24 protein-coding genes and 1 riboswitch are annotated in these 25,125 nt (G+C 66.6%); of the genes, 12 read left to right on the forward strand and 12 right to left on the reverse strand.

Annotated elements, in window-relative coordinates; translation table 11 throughout:
• The first annotated feature begins 39 nt into the window (after positions 1-39).
• Positions 40-1,497: a DUF5129 domain-containing protein gene (locus tag ABIB29_RS05950; protein WP_354170926.1), complete on the forward strand. Its 1,458-nt coding sequence runs from the start codon at positions 40-42 to the stop codon at positions 1,495-1,497.
• Between the two features lie 5 nt (positions 1,498-1,502).
• On the opposite strand, the gene ABIB29_RS05955 is transcribed toward ABIB29_RS05950, so the two are convergent.
• The 4 genes from ABIB29_RS05955 to ABIB29_RS05970 form a co-directional block, all read right to left on the reverse strand.
• Entirely contained in the window at positions 1,503-1,694 is a 192-nt protein-coding gene (locus ABIB29_RS05955) for a DUF1918 domain-containing protein (RefSeq protein WP_354170928.1), read from the reverse strand.
• Positions 1,695-1,754: 60 nt separating this feature from the next.
• On the reverse strand, positions 1,755-2,786 hold the full coding sequence (locus tag ABIB29_RS05960) for a serine hydrolase (RefSeq protein WP_354170929.1): 1,032 nt from the start codon (positions 2,784-2,786) through the stop codon (positions 1,755-1,757).
• A gap of 172 nt (positions 2,787-2,958) precedes the next feature.
• Complete coding sequence (locus ABIB29_RS05965; protein WP_354170930.1) at positions 2,959-4,152, reverse strand: type II toxin-antitoxin system HipA family toxin; 1,194 nt, start codon at positions 4,150-4,152, stop codon at positions 2,959-2,961.
• Positions 4,152-4,349 (reverse strand): helix-turn-helix transcriptional regulator, encoded by a 198-nt coding sequence (locus ABIB29_RS05970; RefSeq protein ID WP_354170932.1) that lies wholly within the window; start codon positions 4,347-4,349, stop codon positions 4,152-4,154. Before ABIB29_RS05970 ends, ABIB29_RS05965 begins: the two co-directional genes overlap by 1 nt.
• A 233-nt stretch (positions 4,350-4,582) precedes the next feature.
• Here ABIB29_RS05970 and ABIB29_RS05975 point away from each other — a divergent pair, with 233 nt between their 5' ends.
• Positions 4,583-5,170, forward strand: a complete 588-nt coding sequence (locus tag ABIB29_RS05975) for a dihydrofolate reductase family protein (RefSeq protein ID WP_354170934.1) — start codon at positions 4,583-4,585, stop codon at positions 5,168-5,170.
• A gap of 57 nt (positions 5,171-5,227) precedes the next feature.
• On the opposite strand, the gene ABIB29_RS05980 is transcribed toward ABIB29_RS05975, so the two are convergent.
• A complete protein-coding gene (locus tag ABIB29_RS05980; protein WP_354170935.1) occupies positions 5,228-5,986 on the reverse strand; it encodes an NlpC/P60 family protein in 759 nt (252 codons plus the stop codon).
• A gap of 4 nt (positions 5,987-5,990) precedes the next feature.
• Positions 5,991-6,161: riboswitch (cyclic di-AMP (ydaO/yuaA leader) on the reverse strand.
• Between the two features lie 203 nt (positions 6,162-6,364).
• Here ABIB29_RS05980 and ABIB29_RS05985 point away from each other — a divergent pair.
• Complete coding sequence (locus ABIB29_RS05985) at positions 6,365-6,634, forward strand: hypothetical protein (RefSeq protein WP_354170937.1); 270 nt, start codon at positions 6,365-6,367, stop codon at positions 6,632-6,634.
• Here ABIB29_RS05985 and ABIB29_RS05990 read toward each other — a convergent pair.
• On the reverse strand, positions 6,631-7,140 hold the full coding sequence (locus ABIB29_RS05990) for an AfsR/SARP family transcriptional regulator (RefSeq protein ID WP_354170938.1): 510 nt from the start codon (positions 7,138-7,140) through the stop codon (positions 6,631-6,633). The genes ABIB29_RS05985 and ABIB29_RS05990 overlap by 4 nt on opposite strands.
• A gap of 36 nt (positions 7,141-7,176) precedes the next feature.
• On the opposite strand from ABIB29_RS05990, the gene ABIB29_RS05995 reads away from it, so the two are divergent.
• From ABIB29_RS05995 to ABIB29_RS06020, 6 genes are all read left to right on the forward strand, one after another.
• Positions 7,177-7,326, forward strand: coding sequence for a hypothetical protein (locus tag ABIB29_RS05995; protein WP_354170940.1), 150 nt, complete (start codon positions 7,177-7,179; stop codon positions 7,324-7,326).
• 460 nt (positions 7,327-7,786) lie between these two features.
• Entirely contained in the window at positions 7,787-10,033 is a 2,247-nt protein-coding gene (locus ABIB29_RS06000) for a hypothetical protein (protein ID WP_354170941.1), read from the forward strand.
• Entirely contained in the window at positions 10,023-11,273 is a 1,251-nt protein-coding gene (locus ABIB29_RS06005; protein WP_354170943.1) for a hypothetical protein, read from the forward strand. The genes ABIB29_RS06000 and ABIB29_RS06005 overlap by 11 nt, the downstream gene beginning before the upstream one ends.
• Positions 11,274-11,312: 39 nt before the next feature.
• Positions 11,313-12,035, forward strand: coding sequence for a hypothetical protein (locus ABIB29_RS06010; protein ID WP_354170945.1), 723 nt, complete (start codon positions 11,313-11,315; stop codon positions 12,033-12,035).
• 27 nt (positions 12,036-12,062) lie between these two features.
• On the forward strand, positions 12,063-13,367 hold the full coding sequence (locus ABIB29_RS06015; RefSeq protein ID WP_354170947.1) for a hypothetical protein: 1,305 nt from the start codon (positions 12,063-12,065) through the stop codon (positions 13,365-13,367).
• Positions 13,368-13,385: 18 nt separating this feature from the next.
• Entirely contained in the window at positions 13,386-16,457 is a 3,072-nt protein-coding gene (locus ABIB29_RS06020) for a glucosaminidase domain-containing protein (RefSeq protein ID WP_354170949.1), read from the forward strand.
• Between the two features lie 111 nt (positions 16,458-16,568).
• Here the strand turns inward: ABIB29_RS06020 and ABIB29_RS06025 are convergent, their stop codons facing one another.
• The 4 genes from ABIB29_RS06025 to ABIB29_RS06040 all read right to left on the reverse strand — a co-directional run bounded on the left by ABIB29_RS06025 (position 16,569) and on the right by ABIB29_RS06040 (position 18,653).
• Positions 16,569-17,219, reverse strand: a complete 651-nt coding sequence (locus ABIB29_RS06025) for a DNA alkylation repair protein (RefSeq protein ID WP_354170950.1) — start codon at positions 17,217-17,219, stop codon at positions 16,569-16,571.
• A 73-nt stretch (positions 17,220-17,292) separates the two neighbouring features.
• On the reverse strand, positions 17,293-17,529 hold the full coding sequence (locus ABIB29_RS06030) for a hypothetical protein (protein WP_354170952.1): 237 nt from the start codon (positions 17,527-17,529) through the stop codon (positions 17,293-17,295).
• Positions 17,530-17,759: 230 nt separating this feature from the next.
• Positions 17,760-18,080, reverse strand: a complete 321-nt coding sequence (locus tag ABIB29_RS06035; protein WP_354170954.1) for a GYD domain-containing protein — start codon at positions 18,078-18,080, stop codon at positions 17,760-17,762.
• Between the two features lie 192 nt (positions 18,081-18,272).
• On the reverse strand, positions 18,273-18,653 hold the full coding sequence (locus tag ABIB29_RS06040) for a universal stress protein (protein WP_502915556.1): 381 nt from the start codon (positions 18,651-18,653) through the stop codon (positions 18,273-18,275).
• A 336-nt stretch (positions 18,654-18,989) separates the two neighbouring features.
• On the opposite strand from ABIB29_RS06040, the gene ABIB29_RS06045 reads away from it, so the two are divergent.
• On the forward strand, positions 18,990-19,547 hold the full coding sequence (locus ABIB29_RS06045) for a hypothetical protein (protein WP_354170958.1): 558 nt from the start codon (positions 18,990-18,992) through the stop codon (positions 19,545-19,547).
• Between the two features lie 2 nt (positions 19,548-19,549).
• A complete protein-coding gene (locus ABIB29_RS06050; RefSeq protein ID WP_354170960.1) occupies positions 19,550-20,098 on the forward strand; it encodes a hypothetical protein in 549 nt (182 codons plus the stop codon).
• Between the two features lie 28 nt (positions 20,099-20,126).
• On the opposite strand, the gene ABIB29_RS06055 is transcribed toward ABIB29_RS06050, so the two are convergent.
• Together ABIB29_RS06055 and ggt are read right to left on the reverse strand one after the other, a co-directional pair.
• Positions 20,127-20,639, reverse strand: coding sequence for a mycothiol transferase (locus tag ABIB29_RS06055; protein WP_354171105.1), 513 nt, complete (start codon positions 20,637-20,639; stop codon positions 20,127-20,129).
• A 117-nt stretch (positions 20,640-20,756) separates the two neighbouring features.
• The gene (gene ggt / locus ABIB29_RS06060) at positions 20,757-22,589 is read right to left on the reverse strand and encodes a gamma-glutamyltransferase (RefSeq protein WP_354170962.1); all 1,833 of its coding nucleotides are present in this window, start codon (positions 22,587-22,589) and stop codon (positions 20,757-20,759) included.
• A 161-nt stretch (positions 22,590-22,750) separates the two neighbouring features.
• Here ggt and ABIB29_RS06065 point away from each other — a divergent pair, with 161 nt between their 5' ends.
• A complete protein-coding gene (locus tag ABIB29_RS06065; protein WP_354170964.1) occupies positions 22,751-25,015 on the forward strand; it encodes a transglycosylase domain-containing protein in 2,265 nt (754 codons plus the stop codon).
• The last annotated feature ends 110 nt before the right edge of the window (positions 25,016-25,125 follow it).

Raw genomic sequence — 25,125 nt, forward strand, 5'->3', positions numbered from 1 at the left:
TGCGTCGACGCCGCCCCCGGCAGGTACTACGCTCGGGAAATGGGAATCGTACGGAAAGTCCTGGGCCTCCTCGCTCTGGTGATGATCGGGCTGGTGGGGTCCGGACCGGCGGCGCATGCCCTCACGCCGGTGGACATTGTCGTGGAGGACCGGGCGGGGGTGCTGGACCGGAACACACTCCTGCCGGCGGTGCAGGCGATCGAGTTCTACGAGCCCACGAAGGTGGCCGTCTACACCTACAACGGCTCGGCGTCGGACAACCTCAATGAGGAGGTCCTGCGTTTTGCCCGGGCAGAGCATCCGGAATGGATCAGCGGGGACGGGCAGAAGTGGGCGGACGGGCTCTTTATCTTCGCCGTGGACCCGGTGGGCCGGCAGGTGGGGACATACATGGGCGAGGACCGGAAGGTCTCGCTCGAACAGCGTGAGGACATCCAGGACGCCTCCAAGGAACTTCTTCGCGACGCCCAGTGGACGGAAGGCACCATCGCCGGGATCCAGCGCGGTGCGGAACTGATCAACCAGCCGTGGTACCGGTCCACCGCCTTCCTCGTCGTTGCGTGGACCAGCGTTGCGGCGGCCGTCGCGGGCGCGGGGACCTGGCTGATCGTGCGCTGGCGGACCCGGGTCGGCAGCCGCCAGGAACTGGCCCGCGGTGACGTCAGCTACGCCAATGTCAGCATGGATCTCCAGGTCACTGAGCTGAACGCCGGCACCATCCCGGAAGCCTCCCGCTATGGCAGCACCGTGCTGGAGAAGCACCGGACCTTCATGGCCAAGTACAATACGGCCACCGGCCTCTCCAACCAGGTCCATGCGCTGTCGCCCAGGGACCTCAGCAGGCGGCCGAACCTGAAGCTGGCCCGCAGCTTCGCCGACGCCGCCGCCGAACTTGACGCCCTCGACGACGTGATTGCAGATACCAACGCACTGCTGAACCGGGGCTCCGCCTGGGCTCCCGCCTGGGACCGGCAACTGGCGCCCTTCCGCGCCGACCTGGCTGCGATCGAACAGATGCTCAGCAAGCGCAACGCCGCGGGCGATTCCGCGACGGCCGCGGCCCTGCGTTCCTTCCGCGATGAAAGCCACCGGGAGATCGAACGCTGGACCTCGGAACTCTCGGACGGAACCATCACGCCCGAGACGGCCCTTGACCGGCTGCGGGACGCACGCACCCACCTCTCCGAACTGCTCAAGAACCACGCCGATACCGTGATTGCCGGCTACACCAAGGACGAGAAGGAAGCCAGGCTCATGCGCAAGGAGATGGAGAGCGCACAGGCCGGAAGCAAGGCCAAGTACGGGCGCACCTACGAACCCAGCATCCTGGGCACCGTGTACCCCGCGTATTACTTCTTCTCCGTGCCGACTTTCAACTCCGGCTTCACCAGCGGAGTCAGCAGTGTCAGCAGCGCCCGCGGCGGTGGCGGAAGCACCACCGGCTACGGCAGCAGCGGCGGCAGCTTCTCCGGCTCCGGCAGTTCATCGAGCTTCTAGCGGGCTCAAGCGTCCTTGCTGCGTTCGACGACGAAATCGCCGCCGGGGAACAGGATGGTCTCGTGGCCATCGTCAAACCTGACGTGATACGGCGGTGCTCCGTCTGCCCCCTTGACCTCCAGGATTTCCCCGTGCCGGTCCGCTGACTCGACCGTGGTGCCACGGATGATGATGCGGTCTCCCTGGGCTGCTTTCATGTCGTTCACCTCCTTTTCCAGCCTGCGGTTGTGCTTCTTACCGGGGAACGGCCACCCTCGTCAAAAGAGTCCGGCGGCGACTGTGCTGGTGAGTTCGTGGAAGACGCGGGCACGGGCGGCCTCCGCGTCCCGGCCCAGCGTGTAGACGACGAATGCGTAGGCCCGGTCCCCCTGCACCAGGATGCTCGCGTCGTGCAGGTTGCCGTTAAGCAGTCCGTACTTGTGGAAGACGCTGACATCCGCGGGTGCGGCGGCCGGGATCAGTGTTTCGTAGTTTGTCTGCTGCATGTAGGAGAGCAACTGCGCGGTGTTGGCGGCGTTGAGCAGCCGCCCGCTGTACAGCTCGGAGAGAGTTCTTGCCATCTCCGCCGGCGTGAGGGTGTTCACGGTCCGGTCATAGGGAATGCCGAGCGAGGCGGCATAGTTGGTCAGCCCCTTATGGCCCACGGCGGCGAGGATCAACGCCCACGAGTCGTTGTTGCTTTGCTGGACCATTTGCCGGATCTGCTGGCCGGCGGTGGACGCCCCCATCGGGGTCCCCAGCGAGGCCTTCCCGGTCTCCACCAGATGGTAGTAGGCGGCAGCAGCAAGAATCTTACCGGTGCTCGCGGCCACAAACTTGGTTTTCACCCCGTATTCATGCACCGCCCCGTCAGCCACATCGATCAGGGCCACGCCCACCTGGTAGCCGCTGTTGGCCTGAATCACGGCATTGATTTCCGCGTCCAGCGCAGGTCCGATAGCGGGCTCGGGCGGCGCGACGGCGGCGGGTGTCGGGCTCGGCGGTGCTGCCGTTGGCGTTCCGCCGCTGCCGCTCGAGCCGGCGGCGGACAACGGGTCGGCTGCTCCGGCGGAACCTGCTGGGGCTGACACGGACGCAGCCGGCGCGGCCCCGGCGTCGGCCGGGCCCCGGGCCTGGATGGTGCCGTAAACGGCCCCGGCCGTGATCAGGCCAAGAACGGTAACCAGCGCGATCAGGAACTGCGGGCGGATCCCGCCTATGCGGCTCAGCAGGCGCGGCCCGGCTCCCTGCGCTGCCTCATGTGTGTGCCGGCCGCTGCTGTAGTGCCGGCCGGGGCCCCAGGATTCCACTTGGCTTCAGCCCCGGGACATCATCGGGGGCGTGACGTCGGCTGACGCCACAGGCAGGCTCTTGGGCATGCGTTTCCTCCGAAAGTAAAGAACCGCGGCGCGGCTTCAAATTTCCTGCATTCTTCTACCGGCGGGGCCTGAGCGCAAGGGGCCACGCCCGCGGGACCCTGAATCAGCCGGCCAGCTCCCGCCGCCGGAAACGGAGTTCCCGCTGTGCCCCGTGCAGCGGAGAGCCCGTAAATGGCAGGTCCTCGAGCCGGATCGAGGCTGCCGCGGCAACCGCGGTCCGGTTCGCTGCGGCGGCGGCCCGCTCCGGCAGTCCCAGCGACCCGGCCAGCTCGGCCCAATGCCGGGCCTTGAGGTGACGCGTCTTGCCGCACACCGGCAGCGCGAGGGTCTCGTCCCCGTAGAGCAGGGTGCACGGGACATCGAAGACCGGGGCCATGACGTATCCGCGCGGGCTGCCCAGGACCGCCAGATTCTTGGCGTGCAGGTCCCCGTTTCCGGTCAGCCAGGCGAAGACGAACTGCAGATACAGATTGCGGCTCGCGAGCAGCGGAGCGGTACACGCGCCGGCGAGCGCCGTTGCCACCTCCTCGGAGCTGACGCCGTACTTGGACGCCGGGGGCAGGCCCAGCACCTGGGTCCCGTCTTCGAGCGGCAGCCGGACCCATGTTCCGGCCGGGCCCTTAACCCGGTCGAACCGTTCCACCAGCAGTCCCCGCAGACCGTTCCGGTCGGCGATGACCGAGCATTTGGCCACCGGGATCTTCAGCGCCCTGGCGCCCTGCAGGTGCGCCGCCTCGTTCTCCACGAGGTGGGGGTGTTCCGGCGGGTCCAGTTTGAGCAGGTAGCGGTGGCCCCTGACCGCCAAAGGCGTGGTCAGCATTGAGGCGCTGGTCTTGCGCTGGACTCCCGGCAGCCCGTGGAGATCCACGGCGTCGACCAGGAGGGAGAAGTCGAGCGCCTCCGGCCTGGAGGTATCGGCAAAGGCGGGCGGATCGACCGGGAGCTCGCCGGCCGGGACCACCTGGACGTCGCCGGGGACATCGGCCCCCACAGCCAGCAGCAGGGTCAACTCGTCGTCAAAGCTGGTCTTGGTCGCGTTCTTCAGGACGGTGAGCCGGTGACCCTCCGGCAGGAGTCCGGCGAAGAACGCCGGCAGCGCACCCCCGGGGGTTTCCACCGCGTCCCCGGTCAGGGACAGGGAGACTGCCACGGCCGGACCGTTGCCCGCAAGGTACTCCGGGGCATAACTGAACCGGACCCCGCCGAACCCGGTCCTGCTGAGGTGGCCGGCGAGGATCCCGCCTTTGTAGACATCCGCATCCCGGACGAACTTCAGGTCCTGCAGTCCGGCCGCCATCAGCGCACCGTCAGCTGCAGGCCCAGGACACCGCTCACGGCCACCACGGCCTGCAGCGAGGGGTTGCCCGTCCCGGTCTCGATGGCCCGCACGGTGCGCACCGAGGTCCCGGCCAGGTGGGCAAGGTCCTCCTGCGTGATCCCGGCATCCTTGCGGGCGCTCCGGATGCTGGCTCCAATCGACAGCACATCACCCATGGGGCTACTCCATTCGGCAGGATAGTGCCGGTTGTGGCCATCCAGTCGCTCTATCGTGGCGGACGCCGCCACATTCGGCAAGATGCTGCCGGTCAGGATTATTCTGACGGGTTCGCAGGCGGGGCGCCCTCCGGAACGGCAAGAAGCTGCCGCCCGGCGTCGGGCCCTGCCGCAGCTGCGGGGTGCGGCGTACGCTGGAAACCCCGGCCGTCAGTTTGGTGAAGGAGCCCGTGATGCGCAAGGTCATCCTGATGATGCAGGTGTCCCTGGACGGATTCATCGAGGGTCCGGAGCGGGACCTGAGCTGGCACCGGGTCGATGATGAGCTGCACCGCCACTTCAACGATGAGCTCCGGACCATGGGCGCTTTCCTGGACGGCCGTGTCACCTACGAGCTGATGGCCGACTACTGGCCGACGGCTGACCAGGACCCCTCAAGCACTCCCACAGAGGCCGACTTCGCGGGCATCTGGCGGGACATGCCGAAGATCGTCCACTCCAGGACCCTGGCGTCGGCCGGGTGGAATACCGAGGTGGTCCGCGAGGTCGCCGCCGAGGATGTTGCGAGGCTTAAGGAAGGGCCCGGCGGTGATCTGGCGCTGGGCGGCGCCAATCTGTCCGCGTCTTTCAGGCGGCTCGGGCTGATCGACGAGTATCGGGTGTATGTGCACCCGGTCCTGATCGGACGGGGCACGCCCCTCTTCCAGGAGACGGACGTTGTGACGCCGCTGCGGCTGCTGGAGAGCCGTGCGTTCGGCAACGGTGTGGTGTTGCTGAGGTATGCACCGGAGCCGGACGCCGGGCACGCTGAAGGCCGGTGATCAACTGCCCCCAAGGCAACCGATCGACCGGCCTTCGACGTGCTGTGTGCGGTGCTGCTAGCCGGCGCGGACGAACGTCACGGGACCGGTGGCGGTCAGCCAGGACAGCGGGTGCGTCATGGTGGCGTTGACGCCGTTCATGCCGCCGCTGATGGCCTGGCCGTTGCCGGCGTAGATGGCGACGTGGCCGGACTGGACGATGATGTCGCCGGGCTGGGGATCAGCGACGACCTTGCCGTACTTCATGAACGCCGTCGGGCCGATGTCACCGACCGCGATGCCGGCAGCGTTCAGGGCCTTCTCCACCACGGCGGTGCAGTCCTGCGTGATGCCGATCTGGCCGTACGCGACGGCCAGCAGGGTGGCGTTGACTCCGCCGGCTGCCGGGGCAGCGGCGGGGGCGGGTGCTGCCTGGACCTTGACCGTCGCCTTGGCGGCGGCAGCGGGGGCCGGAGCGGGTGCTGCCGGAGCCGCAGCAGCCGGGGCAGCAGCTGCCGGGGCCTTCGGAGCGGCTACGGGCTTGGGTGCCTCGACCACAGGAGCCGGGGCAGTCTCAACGGCCGGGCGCTCGAACGTGATCTGGACGGCGGAGTCCGCCATGACCGGCGCGGAGACCAGGCCCTGGACGTCAACGGACGACGCCGGCGCGGAGTCTCGCTCGGTCGGTGCATCGGCTGCATTCGCGGCCATGGCGCCGCTGAGCACCATTCCGGAAGCGGCCACGAGAACTGCGGCCTGGCGGCCGATGGTAGCGGCGGCGCGGCTTTTGCTGCGAAGATCGGCGCGTTTGGGCGCACGGGTATTGCTAAAAGTCATTAAAGGAGCCTCTCCCAATGCCTGCGAGGTGAGCTGTCGGATTCGGATGGGAGGCACCCGGCCGCACGCTGGCCCGATCATGCCGGGCCGTGCGGCTTCACCCCAAGACCCCTGGAGAACAGCGGGTCAAAATTGGTTTCCCCGTCTCTGCCGGACGTTGCTGCGAGTTATCCCCAGGCCGCGGCAGAGTTAGGCAATCGGCTGGGGAGAGCCCGTCTCGGAAACAACAGGCACCTAACAACGGTAACGGAATGATTACGGAGTGTCACATCGGCATCGTGGCGGGCTGCGGCGACCGGTGTGCGGCCCGCCCCGCCGGACCCCGGCCGCAGGCATAGGATGATGCCATCACCGTTCCCCCGAAGCGGAGGCCCAAAAATGGACAGTCCCGACCTCATCAGGCACTGTGTCGCCATCTGCCAGCTGAGCAGTCAGCCGCCGGAGGACTTCACTGTCAACACCGAACTGCTGGTGCTGGACAACGGGGAGGTCCACGTGTCCACCTGGGACGCTGAGCCCCGTGACGGCGGCTTCGACGTGCACGTCCTGAACGACCGCGTGGACGCCCTGGGCTTTATGGTGATCACGGATTGGGAATTCTTCGACGAAAAGGCCTTTGCCGTGGTGGAGCGCCGGCCGGGACGCTAGGCCCGATCCGTCTCACTGGCGGGGACCCGGGACACGCCACGGACCCGCTCCAGCAGCCTCGGCGACGGCCGTAATCCCAGCTCGGTCCACAGCAACGAACTGTATTGCCGAAGGTACTCGTGGGCGGCAGCGACATTGCCCTCATCGAGGCAGATGTCGATAAGGACGGCGTGCACGGATTCACGGAGCGGCTCGATGGCCTTGGCCCGCAGCGCCGCATCGATCCCTTCCGGATAGCGGCCCAGGGTTCGCAGCCGGACCGCCAGCGCCTCCAGTGCGTGCAACTGCACCTGGCGAAGGCGTTCCCGCTCTATCAGAAGCCAGTCTTCATCCCACTCCGGCAACAGGTCCCCGGTGAGCGGCGAACTGTTGGTGTCTTCGACCAACAACTCCCCGCCGGGTGCCAGCAGCCTGGCGGCCTGCGCCCGGCACAACTGGAGATCCGTCACCACGCCGTCGCCGAGCGCCAGTTCGCTTCGACCCGCCGAAATGAGGGACCCGTGCACCGAACGGATTCTCCACAGCGCAGTGCGGAGGCTTCCGTGGCCATGATCCGCGCTGGAATCCGCCCACAATTTAGCTATAACCGCCTGCCGGGAGCATTTCACACCGTCCTGGCGGGCAATTGCGAGAAAAGCCAGGACGCGCTGGGCATGAATGGGCAGCTGAAGCTCTTTATGCGCGAGGAATAGGGAAAAACCGTTCAAGAGGAGCAGGCCCGGTTGACCCTCCGATTCCGAATCTGCGACGGAACTTTGACTTACTGCAGACGTCATTTTATTACCCCACGGAGATATGACGCGGAAAGATTCAGGAAACGGCCACGGCATACGCGGCGATCGGCAACATTGCTACGCAGCGTTGACGTCTAGGAAGGAACTTGGGCGGATCATTTCCGCCATGAGAGCCGATTGTTCCGTGATATTACTGCGCCTCTGGCGGAACCCACAAGGGGTGTTTATTCGGGTACGCACCGCAAACGGCAGCCGGCGGGAATGGGTGGTTTCCGGGACTGTCGAACTCGTTATGTTGCTCGAAGCACTTATTACCGAGCTTGAAGATGAGCCCGTAACGGGAATGGAGACAGAAGATTGACGGTGGAAAACACAGAAGTCCCCGAAGCTGAAAACAATATCCCGTAAGGAGGGTGTCATGGACGCACAGTCCGGCTTCACCGGCGAGACTCTGTTCTCTGGCCTGTCATTGGCCGAGCCTCCCGCGACCCCAGCTTTTGCCCAGGCCGCCGCCCCGGAGGCGGTCTTGAACACGCCCTTCCCGGCCAGGTTCATGACGGAGGCCTTTGCCCCGGAGGTCGAAGAGGCCGCGGCGTTCTATACGGAACTCGAAGACGAAGATTTTGTGGATGCCCTGGACCAGCTCATCAACGACGCTGCGGCCCGCCAGTTGGCGGATCAGCGGAACTGGTCCTCGCTTCCGGCCGAAGCGGATACCCGCGCCTCGCTGGAGGACTGGGTGGAGCCGATCGCTTCGGAGACCGAACGCGCCATGGACGGTTTCGCTGAACGTCTCGTGGCGGCCGATGTCTACGGGCTGCCGGCCCAGGAGTTTGAACAGCTCCTGGAGGCCGCCAGCAACGAGTCCCAGTACGGGCTATCCGGCTATGAGGGATTCATCGGCGGCATTATCCGGGCCGGGAAGAAGCTGGCGCGCGGCGCCGTCGGGCTGGTCAAGAAGGGTATCGCGGCAGTCGGCAAGGTTCTTCCCATTGGTCTTCTGCTGAACAAGCTCAAAGGCCTGGTCAGGCCCCTGCTCAGGCGTGTCATCAGTTCCGCCATGAACCGGCTGCCGGCCAGTGTCAGGCCCTTCGCCCGCAAATTGGCCGCCAAACTGGGAGTCGCCGAGGCCGAAGCCGAGGATCACGCCTCCGCTGAAGGGCTCGCGGAGGTTTTTGAACTCGAAGTCGCGTCTCTGCTGTACGCTCCCGAAGCCGAGGAGGAACTCGGCGAGAGTTTCTTCGAGCCGCGCGAATATGAGTCCGCGGATGCTGTCGCCGCCCTGGACGCGGCCCGCGCCAGGTTCGCCGAGCGGCTCGCGGAACTGCCCGACGGCAGCAGCCCGGAAGCTGAAATCGAACAGTTCCTGCCCGCTGTTATGGCCGTGCAGCCCCTGATCAAGCTGGGTATATCGATCATCGGCCGGCAGCGGGTGGTCAAGTTCGTGGCGGGCATTATTGCGGGCCTCACCAAGGGGCTGATCGGTGCCGGCCCCGCCAAGCTGATTGCGACGCCGGTCGCCGACCTTGGCCTGAGGGTTTTCGGCTTCGAGACCGAGGCTGAGTCGGAGCGTCTGCTGTCCGGTGAGGCGGTGGCGTCCACGGTGGAGGGCACCATCCTGAGGCTGATGGAACTGCCCGAGGAGGTCTTCGAGGACCAGTTGCAGCTCGCGGCCGCTATCCAGGAGGCCTTCGTGGAATCGGCTGCCGCCTACCTGCCGGACAAGATCCTGCACCACGACCTCCCGGAGCGGGAAACCGCCGGCGAAGGCGGGGTCTGGCTGCTGATGCCCCGGTCGGCACGGCCCCGGTACCGTTACCGCAAATACACCCGGGTGCTCCCAGTACGGATCAGCCGCCAGGCCGCCAGGGCCATCACCTGGTCCGACGGCGGCACCCTCGAAGGCCATCTCCTCGACCGGGGTGTCCGCCGCTGGCCGCTGGAAGCGGAGGTGGACCTCTTTGAGGCCATCCCGGGTACCCAGTTCGGCCACCTGACCCAGGATGAAGCCCCGGACGAGGCCGAAACGGCGGACGCCGCGGAGTTCCAGCTGCTCACCCCGGAGGTCGCGGGACTGCTCCTTGGCGAGCCGGCCCTCGGCCGGCGGTCCGGGCCGGCTCCGGCCATCGGCAGGCAGCGGCCCAGGATTGGCCGGCGCTACTTCCGGATCCGGTCGGCCGCCCTGGCCCGTGGCAGGGCCAAGCAGCGGCTGGCCCGGCGGCTCCTGGTGCTCCTGGAGCCCTCCCGACGGCGGCTGCGGGTCCAGCTGAGGCTTTCGGAACGGCAGGCCCAGCAGATGCTGGCCATGCTCCAGCCGTCGTCACCGGCCGCCCGGCGGGACCTGCCGTCCGTGCTCAGCGCCCTGCACCGGGTCTATGCAACGAAGCTGCCCGCGGTCCTGACGGCGCGGATGGTGCGGCACGGGCTGGTCAAGGACGTTGCCGAGGCAGCAGCTCCGGTGGATCGCCTGATGAAGGCGGTGGCGTCGTCGTTGTCCAAGTTTCTTACCCAGCGCGCCGCGCAGCTCGCGGCGGCGGTGGCCGAGCCGCCGGGCGGGGTGACCATCTCGATCACGTTTTCCGAGCTCACCAAGGAAAAACTGGGCGGCGAAGTCCAGCTGCCCGAGGTCAGCGTGCATTCGGGGTGGAAGTACAGTGGCCAATGATTTCGCGGCAGAGAAGACGGCGCTCGGCACAGAAGTCCGCCACTGGCGCCGGGCCAGCATCGCCCTGACAGACCTGGAGGTGCTGGCCGCACCCGCGGCCTGGCTGTCGCTGGAAAGCTATCTGGGACTCAGCGTCCGTTCAAGCCTTCGGTCCGTTTCCACCTCGGTGGTGGCGGAGGCTGACCACCTGAGCGCGGCCCTGGCTGCCGCCCGCACGGCCGGCGAGCTCAGCGCGGTCCGCACCGGACTGCTGAAACTGCGCCGGCGCTACGAACAGGTGGAAACGGTGCTGGACTTCTACGGAGACGCGGTCAATACCCGCACCAATGACCGGATCGGAGCCGTGCTGCGGGGCCTCGACGCGATCGCAGTGGACAGCATGGACCGGGTCCTGCGTCCTCTGGGGATCCCCACTCCCCCGGTCCTCACCTACTTGGACAAAGGCATCGGCGCCTCCATCCTGCGCTCCGGCGCCCGGCTCTGGGATTCCTCGCTGTCCCCCGTGGCCGCGATCAAGATCACCCGGCACAACCTGTGGCGGCCCACCTCGCTGGTCCACGAAACGGGACACCAGGTGGCCCACTTGACCGGCTGGACCGAGGAATTGGGATCTGTGCTCTACCGCCGCCTCGCGCCGGTATCCGTCATCGCAGCCGAGAGCTGGCGGAGCTGGGCCAGCGAGGTGGCCGCCGACGTCTACGCGTTCGTCCTGCTCGGCTACGCACCGCTGCCGGCACTGGCCACAGTGGTGGACGGCACCACCCGGAAGGTGTACCGGATGCCGTTTGGCGACCCCCATCCCTTTGGCTGGGTCCGGGTGCTCTTCAACGCGGGCCTCTGCCGGTCCTGGTTCGGCCCCGGCCCCTGGGACGAACTGGCCCGGACCTGGATCAACCGCCATCCGCTGGAATTTGCCACCCGCGAGGTACAGGAAATCGGCCGGGCGAGCCTGGCCCAGCTGCCTGCCCTGGCCGATGCCTGCACCCGCACGCCGATGCGGGCCTTCGGCGGTGTGCCGATCACGGCGTTCGCCGATCCCCTGAGCGTGGCCCCGGCAGAACTGGCCCGGCTGGCCGAGCGGGCCGGAGCCTCCCTCTACACCTCCAGCTACCTCGCCCGGCTGGAGGCCATGCGCGTCCTTGCCTTGTCGGTGCTGAACGGCAACGCCAAGCGAACCGACGACGACGTCGTCGAACTTTGGCTCCGACGCATGGGCGGCACGGCCGCCGTCGCCGCCTGAGACCCCTGAGTGCAACACCGGAAGGAAAGTGACATCGAAATGGACCAGAAAGACACCGGTGCGGCGGGTTCACCGGAGCAGGCAAAACCGGCAGAGGCCAAAGTCACGGCCAGGGGCCCCGCAAAAGCCTCCGCCCGGAACGCACCGGGCCAGGAGGCCACAGCCCAGGCGATCCGGGAGGCCGCCCGCGACTTCAGTATGGAAATGGCGGGATCGATCAGGCAGGTCCTCAACGAGCAAAATGCGCTGCTGGCCCAGCAGCTGCGGCTGAAGGAGACGGACATAGCCCTGGTGCAGGAGTTGCTCGCCGAGCGAAGCTCGCGGCAGGCCTCCGACGAGGCGCTGCGCCAGGAAATCGAACGGAAGGCCGAGCCGAGGAAACGGGACCGCCGCGGACCCCGTGTGATCGATGCAGATCCAGAGCAGTTGCTGCTGGCGTTGCAGTTCAATGCCCTCTCCAGCGTCCTGGGCAGCCGGAAAAGAATCGGCTCGCAGCGTGAAAACACCCTTATCCCGTCGCCTGAGATCCTCGGCGCCGGGGAGTCCAAGTCCGCGTCGCCGTACCTGCTTAAGTTCGTGGCGCCGTTGCCTGAAGGTACCGAAACCGTGGTGGTCAAGTTCCTCGAAGGCCCCAGGGACCAGGTGCCCGCTGACGATGTCAGCAATGGCTATCTCGGCCTCGATTCCGACCAGGTGCAGTACGTCGAGCTACTCGACGGCCAAGCAACTCCTATTGCGCTGGGCATTCCATTTCGGCGCTGAATACCAGAAAACTTTGGAGGCCCCACAATGTTCCGCACGCTCGCCCGACTGGTCGTTGACCCCACGCTGACAACCGCCGCCACTCCCAGTCCGGAAGTGGTGTTTGCCCACAATCCCATCCAGCTGAGCCGGTGGCTTGAAGAAGCCTTCGCCGTCAACGGTCTGGTCAGGTATCTTCCCGCTCCACCCACGCTCCCAAGCACCATCGTCGGAAACCAGGCTGTGGTGGATGGCCTGAAGATGCCACCCGGGCTGCTGACCTCGCTGCCCGCCGGCATCAGCACCGGAACCGTCATCCCGCCGGCCTACCTAGGGCCCAATCCGCTGGGCACCACAACACCGCTGCCGTGGGACCACCTCATCTACGCCTTCCTGCTGGAAAACACCGGCATCGTCGAGATTCTCGGCGAGGTAGTGCGCCGCTACAAGGTTGGGGAAACGCTGGCTCCTCCCACCGTTCCCACGCTGCTCTGGGCGAGGCACACCGAGGAACTCTTCTTCCGGGATCCACCGGCCTTCCACATCCTTGGAGTCTCCAGCCAGCTTCGGCCGGACGCCCGGGTCAACCGGCGCAACGCGTACTGGCGCATGTTTGGGCGGGACTTGTCCCATCCGCCGCTGGGCGCCCCGCTGGAGGGCCAGCCGTGGAAACGCGACGTCGGCGCCGGCTCGAACACCCGCTTCTTCGACCTTTTTGAAGAGCTGCTCCGCCAGGTCTGGCAGGGCATCCTGAATGACCGGAACCAGGGCGGGCCGAACGCGACGGATCGGAGCTACATCGCCTATCTCTGCCAGTCGATCGCGGAAATGCTTACGATGCGGCGCCGCGGCGGCATGCTGGCCCAGGAGGAGTACGCCTACGTCACGATGCTCAGCTGGTTCCATCTCACGGTGGAATACGACACCAGCGTGGTCATGGACCTTAAGGCTGAGGCCGGGGCCAGCGGCAATGCCGCGGACCGCCTGGCCGCGATCGGGGCCCGCGTGGGGATCACCCCGCCGCGGGAGTCCCGGGAACTGTTTGAACTCGCCGGGCTGTTGTCCCCGCTCATGTGGTTCATCGAAAACGGGGCGTTCAGTTCGGAAACGGCTGCGGAAATGCTCTATCACTCCAATCTGGTCCCGAACCCCGTCGTTGCGGACGCCATGATCCGGGTTATCGACCTGTGGCAGTCGGCCACCGGCACCCGGATCAAGGATCCAACGGTGGTCTCGGTCAGCCCTGACTCCAAGCGGCCCACCCAGCCGCTTCGCCTCCCGGAACCGACTCCGACGGCGGCCGCACCGGTCTTCTCGGCGCCCTCGCCCAACGGCAAATCGACCCGGGTCTAACACGGTAAGGAAGATGTCATGGAGGACTACACGGCTACCCAGGTCTTCTCGCTGAACGGTGACGGGGAGACCGAACGTGAACAGCCCAACTGGCCGGTGAAGGAGGATGTCTTCTCCTTCACCGACGGTCCGGCACCCGCTGAGGCAATGGACGAGGCCCTGGCCGGCGGACCGGCGCAACGCGACGCCGGGCAGGCGGACCACGTGGCGGAGGACGCCTACAGCGCCCTGACATGGAACGAGTCGGAGGAGGAACAGGAAAACCTGACGTGGCAGGTGCAGGCAGACCTGGCTCAGCTTGAATCGCCTGCCGCCGAAGAGGCCGTCGCCGGCGAGCGCGAGAGCCGCGAGGAGGCCGCGGGCGGGGACATCGGGGCGGGCCGGCTCGTGGTGGACCGGCTGCCCCTGCTGCGCCCCCACCGGGGAACTGCCCCGGATCTGGTGCTGAAGTGGAACAGCATGCCACGCACCGGGACGGTGGACATTGTGGTCCACTTCCACGGCTATTCCGGCCGCCGGGACAGGATGAGCCTCCTCCGGGACAAGGAGCCTGCCAGCGGACTGGATTTCGCCGATCCCGGCAATCCCTCGACGCCCGGCAGCATCCGCCCCACGCTGGCCGTGCTGCCGCGCGGCCACTACTTCGGCGGGAACAGCGGAGCGGGCTACTCCTTTCCGGAGCTGGTCAAGCCGAACGGCCTCAAGAAGCTGATAGCGTCCGCGCTGGAGGCCTTCAACGCCCGCACCGGCGCCAGCATCAGCCAGGGCAAACTGATCCTCACGGCCCACTCCGGCGGCGGCGCGGCGCTCATGGCAGTTCTGAAACACACTGACCCGGATGAGGTCTTCACCTTCGACGCGCTCTACTCGGATCCGTCCGCCCTGATCCAGTGGGCCAGACGGCGCCACCAGGCGGGCTCGGGAGCGCTGCGGGTCATCTACCGCAGCGGTGAACCGACAGCCCGGAACAGCCAGCGCGTGGCCACCGCCCTGAAAGGCCTGGGGTCATCGCCGGCCTTCCGGGTGGAAGCCACCCGGACAGCCCACAACGACATCCCCCGCCGCTTCGGCTGGCGTCTGCTGGCAGACCCGGCGGCAGATCTGGCCAACGCCACGGCGCGGGAAGCTGACGTACCGGAAGGAATGTCTGCCGAAGGCTTGGCCGGCGTCGACCAGTTGGACGAGGCCGACGCCGGACAGCTCTACTTCGGAGAGAGCGGGTTCCGCTTCGAGGGGCCTTCCGCATTCTCCGAAGCGGACATCGCCGAATCCGAACGGGCCGAATCCGAAGACACCGGGGCGGCCGGGGTCTACGAGGCCGCGGCTCTCGAGGGCTTCGAGGACTACGCGGGCTCCGCCGGGGAGGCAGAGTCCGAGCCCGGGGAAGGCTTTGCCGGAGAGGCGGAGGCTGAGGCCGGCGAATGGGAGCTGGCGGCAGCGGAAGCCGAGGCTGAGGACATCGGCGAGCATGAGGCGTTCCCGTCCGGACAGGCGCTGAGCCCGACCTCGGGGAAGACCGGCAAGGGCGAGGAACACTGGGATCCCAACAACACCGGCTTGCCGCTCTACGAGACCGGAACCGGTGTGCGGGCACTCAAGCTCTCCCCCAACTTCACCGTGGGTGAGCTGGTCTTCAGCGGCAACCAGTACGCTGACAAGGCGCGGATCTCCCCGCTCCTGGTCGCCGCCCTGCAGAAGCTCCGGGACCGGGTCGGCAGGCCGGTACGCATCACCTCCGGCTACCGGTCCTGGGACCGCAACGTCGCCGTCTACCGGCGCAGCAGCCCGCCGAAGACGCCGACACTCAGCCGGCACTGCAGCGGGCAGGCCGCGGACATCACGGTGGCGGGAATGACGGGCATGGCGATCGCCAAGGCCGCCGTCGACGCCCTGGGGGACGGCATTGGAGTGGGCATCGGGGCCAGCTTCGCCCATATTGACGTGCGGGGAACCTGGACGTCCTGGACCTACCTCCCGGGGGCTGCGGGCAAGGCCGCGGTCGCTGAGATCAACGAGTACCGGAGGAACCGCAGTAAGGTTCCGGCAGCTGCGCCGACGCCGCTGAAATCCGACCGGGCCGCCGGCCGCGTGGTGCGCGGCAGTTTCACCAAATGCTCCACCGGCGAGCAGCCCGGGGCCCGGGCGATGGCGGACCAGTGGCGCCGGCTCACCGGACGCCACGCTGGCACCTTCAACTGCCGGAAAACGGAGGCAGGCACACCGTCGCTGCACGGCGAGGGCCGGTCAGTGGACCTGCACGCGATGGTGAACGGCCCGATCGAAAGGGCCCAGGCGGACGCCTATGTCGCCTGGCTGCAGAGCAACGCCGTCGAACTCCAAGTGGCCTACCTGATCTGGAACCACAACCAGTGGAGCTGGGCACGGCGCACCGAAGGCTGGCGGCCCTACCCCGGGGCCAACAAACACATCGACCACATCCACGTTGACCTCAGCTGGGAAGGTGCCCGCAACCCCAGTCCCCTGTTCTCCGGCACCGTCCCAGGGATCAGCGGATTAGATGCACCACCGCAGCCCAAGCCGCCGCCGAGCCCCCCGAGCCCGCCGGGGAAGGCTTCGGCGGTGCCCGCCCACGTGGCCGACTTCGTTCGACGCTACGCCCCGCACGCCCAGCGCTCGCAGGCCAACAACGGCGTCCCCTGGCTCGTGACCCTCGGGCAGGCTGCTCTGGAGTCGGGCTGGGGCAGGAAGGCACCGCGGTTCAACTTCTTCGGCATCAAGGCCAAGACCTCGGTCCCGGAGTCGCAGCGGCAGCTCCTGCAGACGCGCGAAGTCCTCAGCCACCCCAACGGGACGTTTCCCAGGGTCATCTCGGTGACGCCGTCGAACGGCCGGTTCGTTTATCTCGTCATGGACTGGTTCCGGGCGTACGGCTCGGCTGAGGAATCCTTTGCCGATCACGGCGCCTTCCTGCGCCGGAACGCCCGCTACCGCAAAGCCTTCGACCACACCGAAGCCCCCTACGCGTTCGCCAACGCGGTGGCTGTTGCCGGGTACGCCACCGATCCCAGCTATGCCGCCACGCTCACGAGCGTTATGCGGCTGATCGAACGGGCAAACGCCGCACAGTAGTAGCCCCATGAACACAGCATGGCGGCGGTGACAGGGTATCGGCGCCGCCGCCAATGTGCCGCCGAGCAGTAGCGGGCGGAGCAGTACCGGACGCCCGGCAGGATTCGCCGGTCAGAATTCCAGCTCCGGGCGGTGCCTGGCCGTCTCGGCGAGCACGAGGGAGACCGCCCCGGCGGCGACCCCGTCGTCGTCGTCGACGTCAGCGCGCTGGGGCGGGGACTCCAGCACCAGACGGGCATGGCGCACGAACCGCGACCAGTCCCCCGCACCGGCACGGAACGCGCGGAGCGGGGACAGCAGGGCGGCCCGGCGCAGCCAGCCGTCGGGATCCCGCACCCACCGGTCCAGGACACTGTCCGCGCGCACCCTGCCGACCACATCGAGCCCCGCGATCAGTGGCCCAACGACGTCGACGGCGAGTGGATCGACGAGCGCACCCAGCCGCGCGCTCCGCACGAAGCCCTCGATCCGGGTCAGGTCCGTGTTGGTCAGCAGCCGGACGCTGGATTGGAGGAGCACGACGCCGGCGAGGCGGCGTTCGAAGACGGGCGCCTCCCATAACTCGGAGCTAAGGGCGGTGATGTCATCGTGCGTCAGTCCCGGGTGGCGCCGGAGGGCATCGCGGACCGTTGCGCGCACGGCTCCGACCGACGCGCCGTAGTAGCGCTGACCGCTGCCGTAGCGCCCCTCGGACTCCTCCGCGCGGCTCCACGACGACTCACGCTGCAGCGCAAGATCTATGAAATCGCCGGCATCGCTCATGAGACCATTCTCCCGCATGCCGCGGGACCCGTAATTGTCCGCAGCGTGAACGAACCGGCGAAGGCAACGCAGCTCAGCGGCCCGTCAGCGCCTGGATGATCGTGCCCAGCGGTCCTCCGGTCACCAGCATCACGAACCCGGCGGCGGGAACGCCCAGCACCCAGGCCGCCCGCCGTCGTCGGGCCTGATCGACCAGCGACCGCAGGCCAGCGAAGTTACGCTGGATTATGACCGCGTCCCCGGGTACGGCAGGATTCCGGTGCCATGTCCCCCGGCACAACGGCCGCGGCCGCTCCGTCAGTACTTTCACCTGTTCCGGGGCCGCCTTGATAGTCAGCGTCTTGGGCGCCACGATCACTACGACGGCGGTGACGTCGACGGCGTCGCCCGCCGCCGCGCTGAGGAGCTTGGACGCGCGCGCCGCTTCCTAGGCGCGGCAGTCCGTGCGTCACGCCGCAGGGCGCCCTCTTGCCGGAGAGCTTGCGGAATGCTTACCTAAACATGGCCCGGGCCCGGAAGCTTTTGGCCGGGCCCGGGGTCCTACTGCCCGGGTGCCCGGTAGCTCGGTGTTTTCCTTGCCGCGTCGTCAATATCCTCCGGCGTCATGAGGGGTTTCAGCCGCACGTTCACGGTTCCTGTGGCATTGATCATGAGCGACAGCGCGGCCGCGTCGGAGGGCTCCGGCACCTCGAAGACCCCCAGCACGTCGGTCTCCCCGAAGGCGTAGTAAAAACATTCGAGCGAGCCGCCGACGGATTTGAGGGCGTCGACGAGCGCATCACGGCGCTTCGTGCCCCCTTCGCGCATGAGGCCTTTGATGCCCTCGCCCACGTAATTCGCTTCAAACAGATATTTGGCCATGATCTATCCTGTCCCGAGATGTCCGGACTCGGGCATCCGAAAATGTGTCCAGAACTCTTTGAGGGCGGGTCCCGGAGTTGGTCCCCGCAGCGGGGCTGTGGCCACATCGTAGGCCCTCCCCCGCGCACTGACAACGGGTTGCGGGAGGGTCCCTGGATTCAAGCAAAAAGGGTTGTGCCGGCGCCCCGTACTTCAGGAAGACTTCGAGCGGACGACCAGGACCGAACACGGTGCATGAGTGATGATCTGGGTGGCCGCCGAACCCAGGTGCAGGCCGGTAAATCCGCCATGCCCGCGGGCGCCCACCACGACGAGATCCGCGTCCTTGGCGGCATCGATAATTGCCGACGCCGCCGAATCATTGTGAACGACCTGCCCGGTGGCGGCCACGCCCTCGCTTTCTGCGGTTTTCAGGGCATCAGCCTGGACCGTCTCTGCGATTTGTTGCGGGGAATCCTCCGCCACGATTTCGCCGGCGGCCGTTTCCAGTACTGCCGGAAACCAGGACAGCGGCGGTTTGCTCCAGGCCGTGACCAGGCGGAGCTGGCCGTTGCGCTGCTGGGCCTCGTCCATGGCCCACCTCAACGCAGTTTGCGAATTCCTGGAACCGTCAAAACCAACCACAATCACGAACGAGCCTGTACTGGTCATTGTCTTTCCATCCCTAGCCTCGGTGCGCAGCCTGGATCTTTCAGTCTCGATGACCGCGAAAGTCAGTGTCAAGGTCCGCGCAAACACTGTGGACGCCCCGGGGGTTCCTGGCGCAGGCGAACGCCGGACCCTATGACAACGCGCCCGGAGCCTCTAGTCTCTTGCCATGAGAGTTGGGGGCGGATGTCGGCGGCGGAATTCCGGCCGCCCTGGGCGGGATTGCCAGGGTGGCGCGGCCCCGCAGTGTGCGAGTGGCCCATGAAGGCCAACCCACCCCCGAACCAGGACAATTACGAGGCATTTCTGACGAGGCTGGATGCCGCCACTACCAGCCTGAGCACACGGGCAGCGTCGCTGGACAAGGCCCTGGCGGCCGTCTCGTTGCTCCTGGCACCCTACGAGTCCGCCGTGCGGAAATGGGCACGACGGCGTCTCCACGTCAGCGGGCAGCTCGCCCGCCACTCCGGTTCGCCGCAGTCCTATACCGCGCTGGGTGAACTCCACGACGTCGCGGTAACCATGGAATCGATATTCCGCGACCGTGAACAGCGCCTCAGGGACACGATATCGGTGATGCAGGGGCGCCGCGGGGCTATCGACAAGTCACTGATGGAGCTTGAGCTGAGCAGGGTCAAACTGACTTCGTCCCGGCTGCTGTCACAGGACCGCGAAAAATTGAGTGCCGTCTTTTCGGCCCTCGCCGGTTCAACCGTGGCCACCTCAGCCCTCCCAGACCGGGGTCTGCTGAGCGATCTCAAGGACGCACGCCAGGCAGTCGCCCTGGCTGAAGCGCTTATGGAAGTGAAGGGGTACTAGTCATGGACAATTCACCGCACGATCAGTCCCGTCAGAGCACTGTCGCTCTTGTCCGTTGGTCAAAGAAACCCGGCGAAAACCCCGTGGTCCGGTTCGTTACGTCCTGTGCCTTTGCTTTGTTCCTGTGCCTCATCCTGATGATGTTCATTCATGGACTCAGGAGTTTCGGTGCCGTTGTCCTGTTCACGGTGGTCGTCGCGGCGCTCCTGACGGGTCCCTCGGTCTCGAGCCAGAGACGATTCATGACGGGGTTGACCAAGAGGGTAAACGACACGATCGCCGAGGTGACGGGCACCTCTGATGACCTGCTGTCGGTCAAGGATTTCCGTCGCATGATCCGGAGCGGCGAACCGCTGCCGCTCCTCGTTAGCGGGGTGCCCGGGCTGAACCTGCACGTCGAACGGCTTGCAGCGGTGGGGCCAAATGCGCCGGAGAAATGGTTCGCAGTGTTCACCGTGGTCCCCCCGGAGAACGGGACCGCCAGTTTTGATCGCCTGGTTGCCGCTGCAAGGGACGGGCAGGGCGGCACCTCGGGCACCGACCATTCCTAGTCTGCGCGTTTCCTGGACTGCTGGCCTCCTAGACTGCAGACGCGGGGTTCAACCCCCTGGCATACGCTGCCTGCCCCACGTGCTGGAGGCAATCGGCGATCGTGCTGACCAGCCGCACCCCGAGCGTGACGGGCGGATCCCAACGGGTGTCGACGACGCGGTCGAGGTCCGCATCGCCAAGGCCCGTCACGAACATCACGGTCTGCCGGTGAACGGCGTCGTAGTAGTCGAACAGGAGCTCGGGCGGGGCCTTCACAGCGTCGACCTGGCTGCTGGTATGGCCGTACCCGGTGTCGCGTCCGGAAAGCGGCAAGTTGAATCGGCCGGCAAACCCCTGCGCGGTCCAGACCTGTTCGAGGCCGGCGGCCGAGGCCAGCTGGGCATCCTCGACCCGGCTGAGGTGCCAGATCAGCCACGCCATCGAGTTACCGTTCCCTGCGGGCCGGCGGACAAGCGCCTCGTTGTCGACCCCTTCGAGAGTTGCGGCCACGGTCTCGCGGATCCGGGCGAAGGCGTCGAGCAGCAATTCGTTGGATTTCATCGAGTCCACTTCCTGCGCATTTTCGGTGAGCCCCCATGCTTGCATGGATGCAGCACCACGAGATAGGGCTCTCCCCCGGCCTTTGTGGATCCGGCACTTGACCCTTCCCGCCCCGTGTCACGGCTTCGGCGACGGTGTGAGTACCATCGCGGATCCGCCACCGCGCCTGACGGGCTCGGCCGCTGCGACCATGCGCCCGTCGGGCAGGAACTCAATGGCGGTCGCGGCCCCTATTTCTGCTGCCGAGGTAAACGCGTCACCCGAGGGCGTGAAGTTGTGGCCGTACGGCGTGAGCTCCTCGCCGTGCATCGCGATAAACTCCGGCTCGGCCGTGACCTTGGCCGTGTTCCTTTGCGAGGCACGGGGTGCCGCGATGGCCTCAGAGATGCTCATGCCCAGATCCACCCGGTTCAGGATCGTCTGCAGGACGGTCGTGATGATGGTCGAACCACCGGGCGAGCCGAGTGCGAGGAACGGCTTTTCATCCTTGAGGACGATGGTGGGCGCCATGGAAGAGCGGGGGCGCTTCCCCGGCTCGATACGGTTCGGGTCGGCCTGATCGTACACGGTCGAAAAATCGGTCAGCTCGTTGTTGAGCAAAAAACCGCGTCCGGGGACCACGATGCCGGACCCGCCGGTCTGCTCGATCGTGAGCGTGTACTCGACCACGTTGCCCCACTTGTCCGCGACTGTCAGGTTCGTCGTCGAGATGTTTTCGGTGTCCTTTTCGTCCACGGGCGCCGCGGCGGCAGCGGGGCACACGCCGTCGTACGAGGAGACGTCCCCCGGCAGCACGGGCTTCACAGCGGCGGCCAGCGGGTCGATCTGGCAGGCGCGCTCCTTGCCGAACAGCGGGTCGGTGAGCGCGGCTGTGGGGACGCCGCCAAATGCCGGGTCTCCTACGTAGTTCCCCCGGTCAGCGAAGGCAAGAGCGCTCGCTTCCAGGTAGTGATGCAGTGCGCCTGCGGTGGACATCCCGGACAGGTTGAACGTGTCCAGGATGTTCAGCGCCTCACCGGTCGTGGTGCCGCCGCTGCTGGAAGGCGCCATGCCGTAGACGTCCAGGCCGCGGTACTCCACTTTCGTGGGCTCCTGATCCAGGGCACGGTATGCGGCGAGATCCGCCGTCGTCAGGTGGCCGGCCGGGACGGGCAGCATGGTGTCGGCAGTCTTGGGCGGAGCCTGGACGGTCGCCGCAATGTCCGCCGCAAGCGGGCCGCTGTAGAAACCGCGCGTGCCCTCCTTTGCGAGGAGCCGGTAGGTCGCGGCGAGGTCATGGTTCTGGAAGATACTTCCGACGGCGGGGGCGTCCCCGCCCGAGAGGAAGAGGCTGCTGGTCGAGGTGAACGCCTCGAAGCGGACCTTGTTGTCGAGGGTCTGCTGGCGGAACGTCTCGTCGACCACAAAGCCTCGGGTCGCCACCTTGATGGCGGGTTTGAGGGCCTCACCGAGGCTCACAGAGCCCCAGCGGTCGAGGGCTCGCTCCCAAGTGGCCGGCGTGCCGGGAACGCCGACGGCGACGCCACTCGTGACGAGCTCGGGAGTGAAGGGGTAGGGCTTTCCGGTCGTTTTGTCGATGAACGCGTCTCGCGGAATCCGGGCCGGTGCGGTCTCGCGGCCGTCGATCGTGCCGACCTCGCCGGTCTCCGCGTCGTAGAACAGGAAGTAGCCTCCGCCGCCAATCCCGGCGCTGTAGGGCTCGGTCACCCCGAGCGTCGCGGCTGCGGCGACGGCGGCGTCGGCCGCGTTGCCGCCCTTGCGGAGGACCTCGAGGGCAGCGGCGGACGCCTGCGGGTCCACGGTGCTCACGGCGCCGCCGTACCCGGTGGCGGTCGGGGTCTTGACTGTCTCCCTCGGATCAGCGAAGGCGGGGCTGGCGACAGTGCCGGCCGTTACGCTCAAGGCCAACGCCGCCGTGACGGCAACCAGTCGACGTGTCACAGTAGCCATAATCTCTCCCGAGTGCTTGTGATGCGTATTGACACTTCCTGTCACGGTACTACGCGCTGGCGGGGCGTTCAACACATTCCTGCATGGGGCCAATACCTGGACGGCGGGACCATCCTTTTCGGATGACGTGCCGGCCGGAGGGAAGCCACTAGGTTCAGGGCATGGCTCGACCCGGATCGCGACTGGCCAAGGCCCTCCGAGGCGTGCTCGGATACTTCACCGTGAGCGTGATCTGCGGTGTTCTGGTCGCCAGCTTCGTGGTCCCCGGGGTCGCCGGAGCCAGTGTTGCCCTGAAAGGATCGGTCGGGTTCTTCAACGGCCTCCCCGCGGAACTGACGGTCGATCCGCCGTCGGAATCCACCAGGGTCCTGACCGCCGACGGGAAGACGATCGCCACCTTCTTCGCGGAGAACCGGGTGAAAGTCAGTCTGGACCAGATGTCCCCGCACATCAGGGACGCGATTGTCGCCATCGAGGACCGCCGCTTCTACGAGCATGCGGGTATCGACCCGCAGGGAATTCTTCGGGCTCTGGCATCCAACCTGACCAGCGGCGGCAGGCAGGGCGCCTCCACCCTGACCCAGCAGTATGTCACCAACATTCTCAACGAGTCCCTGGTGTCGGCTGACAAGGGCGACCGGATTGTCCTCAACGGGCAAAAGAGCGTCGGCGACAAGGTGCGGGAAATGCGGCTCGCACTCGAACTGGAGAAGAAGTACACCAAGGACCAGATCCTTGAGGGCTACCTCAACATCGTGTTCTTCAGCCGGGACGCCTACGGCATTGAAGCCGCGTCGCGCCACTTCTTCAGCACCACAGCCAAGGACCTGACCCTGCCGCAGGCTGCCCTGCTCGCCGGCCTCGTGAAAAGCCCCAGTTTCTACAATCCCGCCATCTACCCCGACAACGCCATCCAGCGACGCAACCACGTGCTCGACGCAATGCTCGACCTCGGCAGGATCTCCCAGGCGGAGCACGACGCCGCCGCCGCCACGGGGGTGGAGCTCGCCCTCAACCCGGGGAAACAAGGGTGTGCCGGCGCGGAAATGGCACCGTACTTCTGCGACTACGTTTCGCACCTCATCCTCAACAACCCGGCTTACGGCGTCGACCTTGCTTCCCGGGTAAGAAAGCTGTTCCGCGGGGGGCTGACCATCACCACTACCCTGGACAGCCGGCTGCAGCAGTCCGCGCAGGCACAGGTCGATGCCACGGCCGGGGCCAACCCCGACAAGTGGGGCGCGTCGCTCGTTTCCATCGGGCCGGGGACGGGGAAAGTCCTGGCGATGGCCCAAAACACCGTATTCCTTCCCGAGGACGGAAAATTCGACACCCAACTGAACTTCAACGTCGATTCCAAGGACGCCAAGGGCAACGACCTGAACGGCGCCGGCGGGTTCGAGCCCGGGTCCACCATGAAGCCGTTCACCCTCGCGGAATGGCTGCAGGAGGGCAAGTCCCTGGCCGCCACCGTGGATGCCTCCCGGCGGACCTATCCCCTTGATTTCAAGTGGAAATCCAGTTGCGGCAAGGTGCTCGGCGCCTACAACACAAAGGAGAAGAACCGCGGGGCGGCGGAGGACCTGCAGAACAACGACGCCGGCTACTACCGCAAAATGCGCGTCGACTACGGCCTGTATAACTCCATCAACACCGCCACCTTCGCGGAGGCCGCCCAGCTGGATTTCTGCGGTATCCAGAAGATGGTGGATGCCGCAGGAATCCACAGCGGCCTGGATAACGCCCCGGTCAACATGCACCAGCTCGGCAACCTGCTGGGGGCGATCGGGGTGGCGCCGCTGGTGCTGGCCAATGCCTTTGCCACGTTCGCCAATGACGGGAAGTACTGCGAGCCGGTCGCCATTGTGGAAGTGACCGACGCGGCGGGACAGCAGCTCCCGGCGCAGACCAAGTCCTGCCGTGACGCCATCAAGCCCAGCGTTGCCCGCGGCGTGAACTCCGTGCTGCAGGACGTGCTGAAAAAGGGTTCCGGCGTCTACATCAAACCCAAGGTCCACAGCCGCTTCCCGGTCGCCGCCAAGACCGGCACGTCCAACACCAACGGCGCCACCTGGGTGGTCGGCTACACCAGCGGCCTGGCCACCGCGTCCTTCTTCGGCGACGCGCTGGAAGGACAAAAACGGCCCGGCCAGAACATCACCGTCAACGGCAAGTTCTTCAAGAGCATCGACGGCTACATGCTCGCCGGCCCGCAGTGGGCGAATTACATGCTCGAGGTCGCGGGGCTCTATCCCGCCGAGGCCTTTCCGCCGCCGCCCGAGTCGATGACGAAGAAGCCCGATGAAAAGGATAATGGTCGAAAGGATGCTGGCCGACGGGATTCGGATCGACGGGATTCTGATCGGGATTCGGATCGACGGGATTCTGATCGGGATTCGGATCGACGGGATTCTGATCGGGACTGAGCGGCAGGTGCCCCGGCGGATCTTCGGACCCATGCCGGGACATGCTGCGGCGCCCCCTCTGTTACAAGGAATGTGACGCCGCACAGGCGGGGGCCAGTACTCTGAAAGAG

Source organism: Arthrobacter sp. UYEF36, assembly GCF_040547025.1.
Lineage (GTDB): Bacteria > Actinomycetota > Actinomycetes > Actinomycetales > Micrococcaceae > Arthrobacter.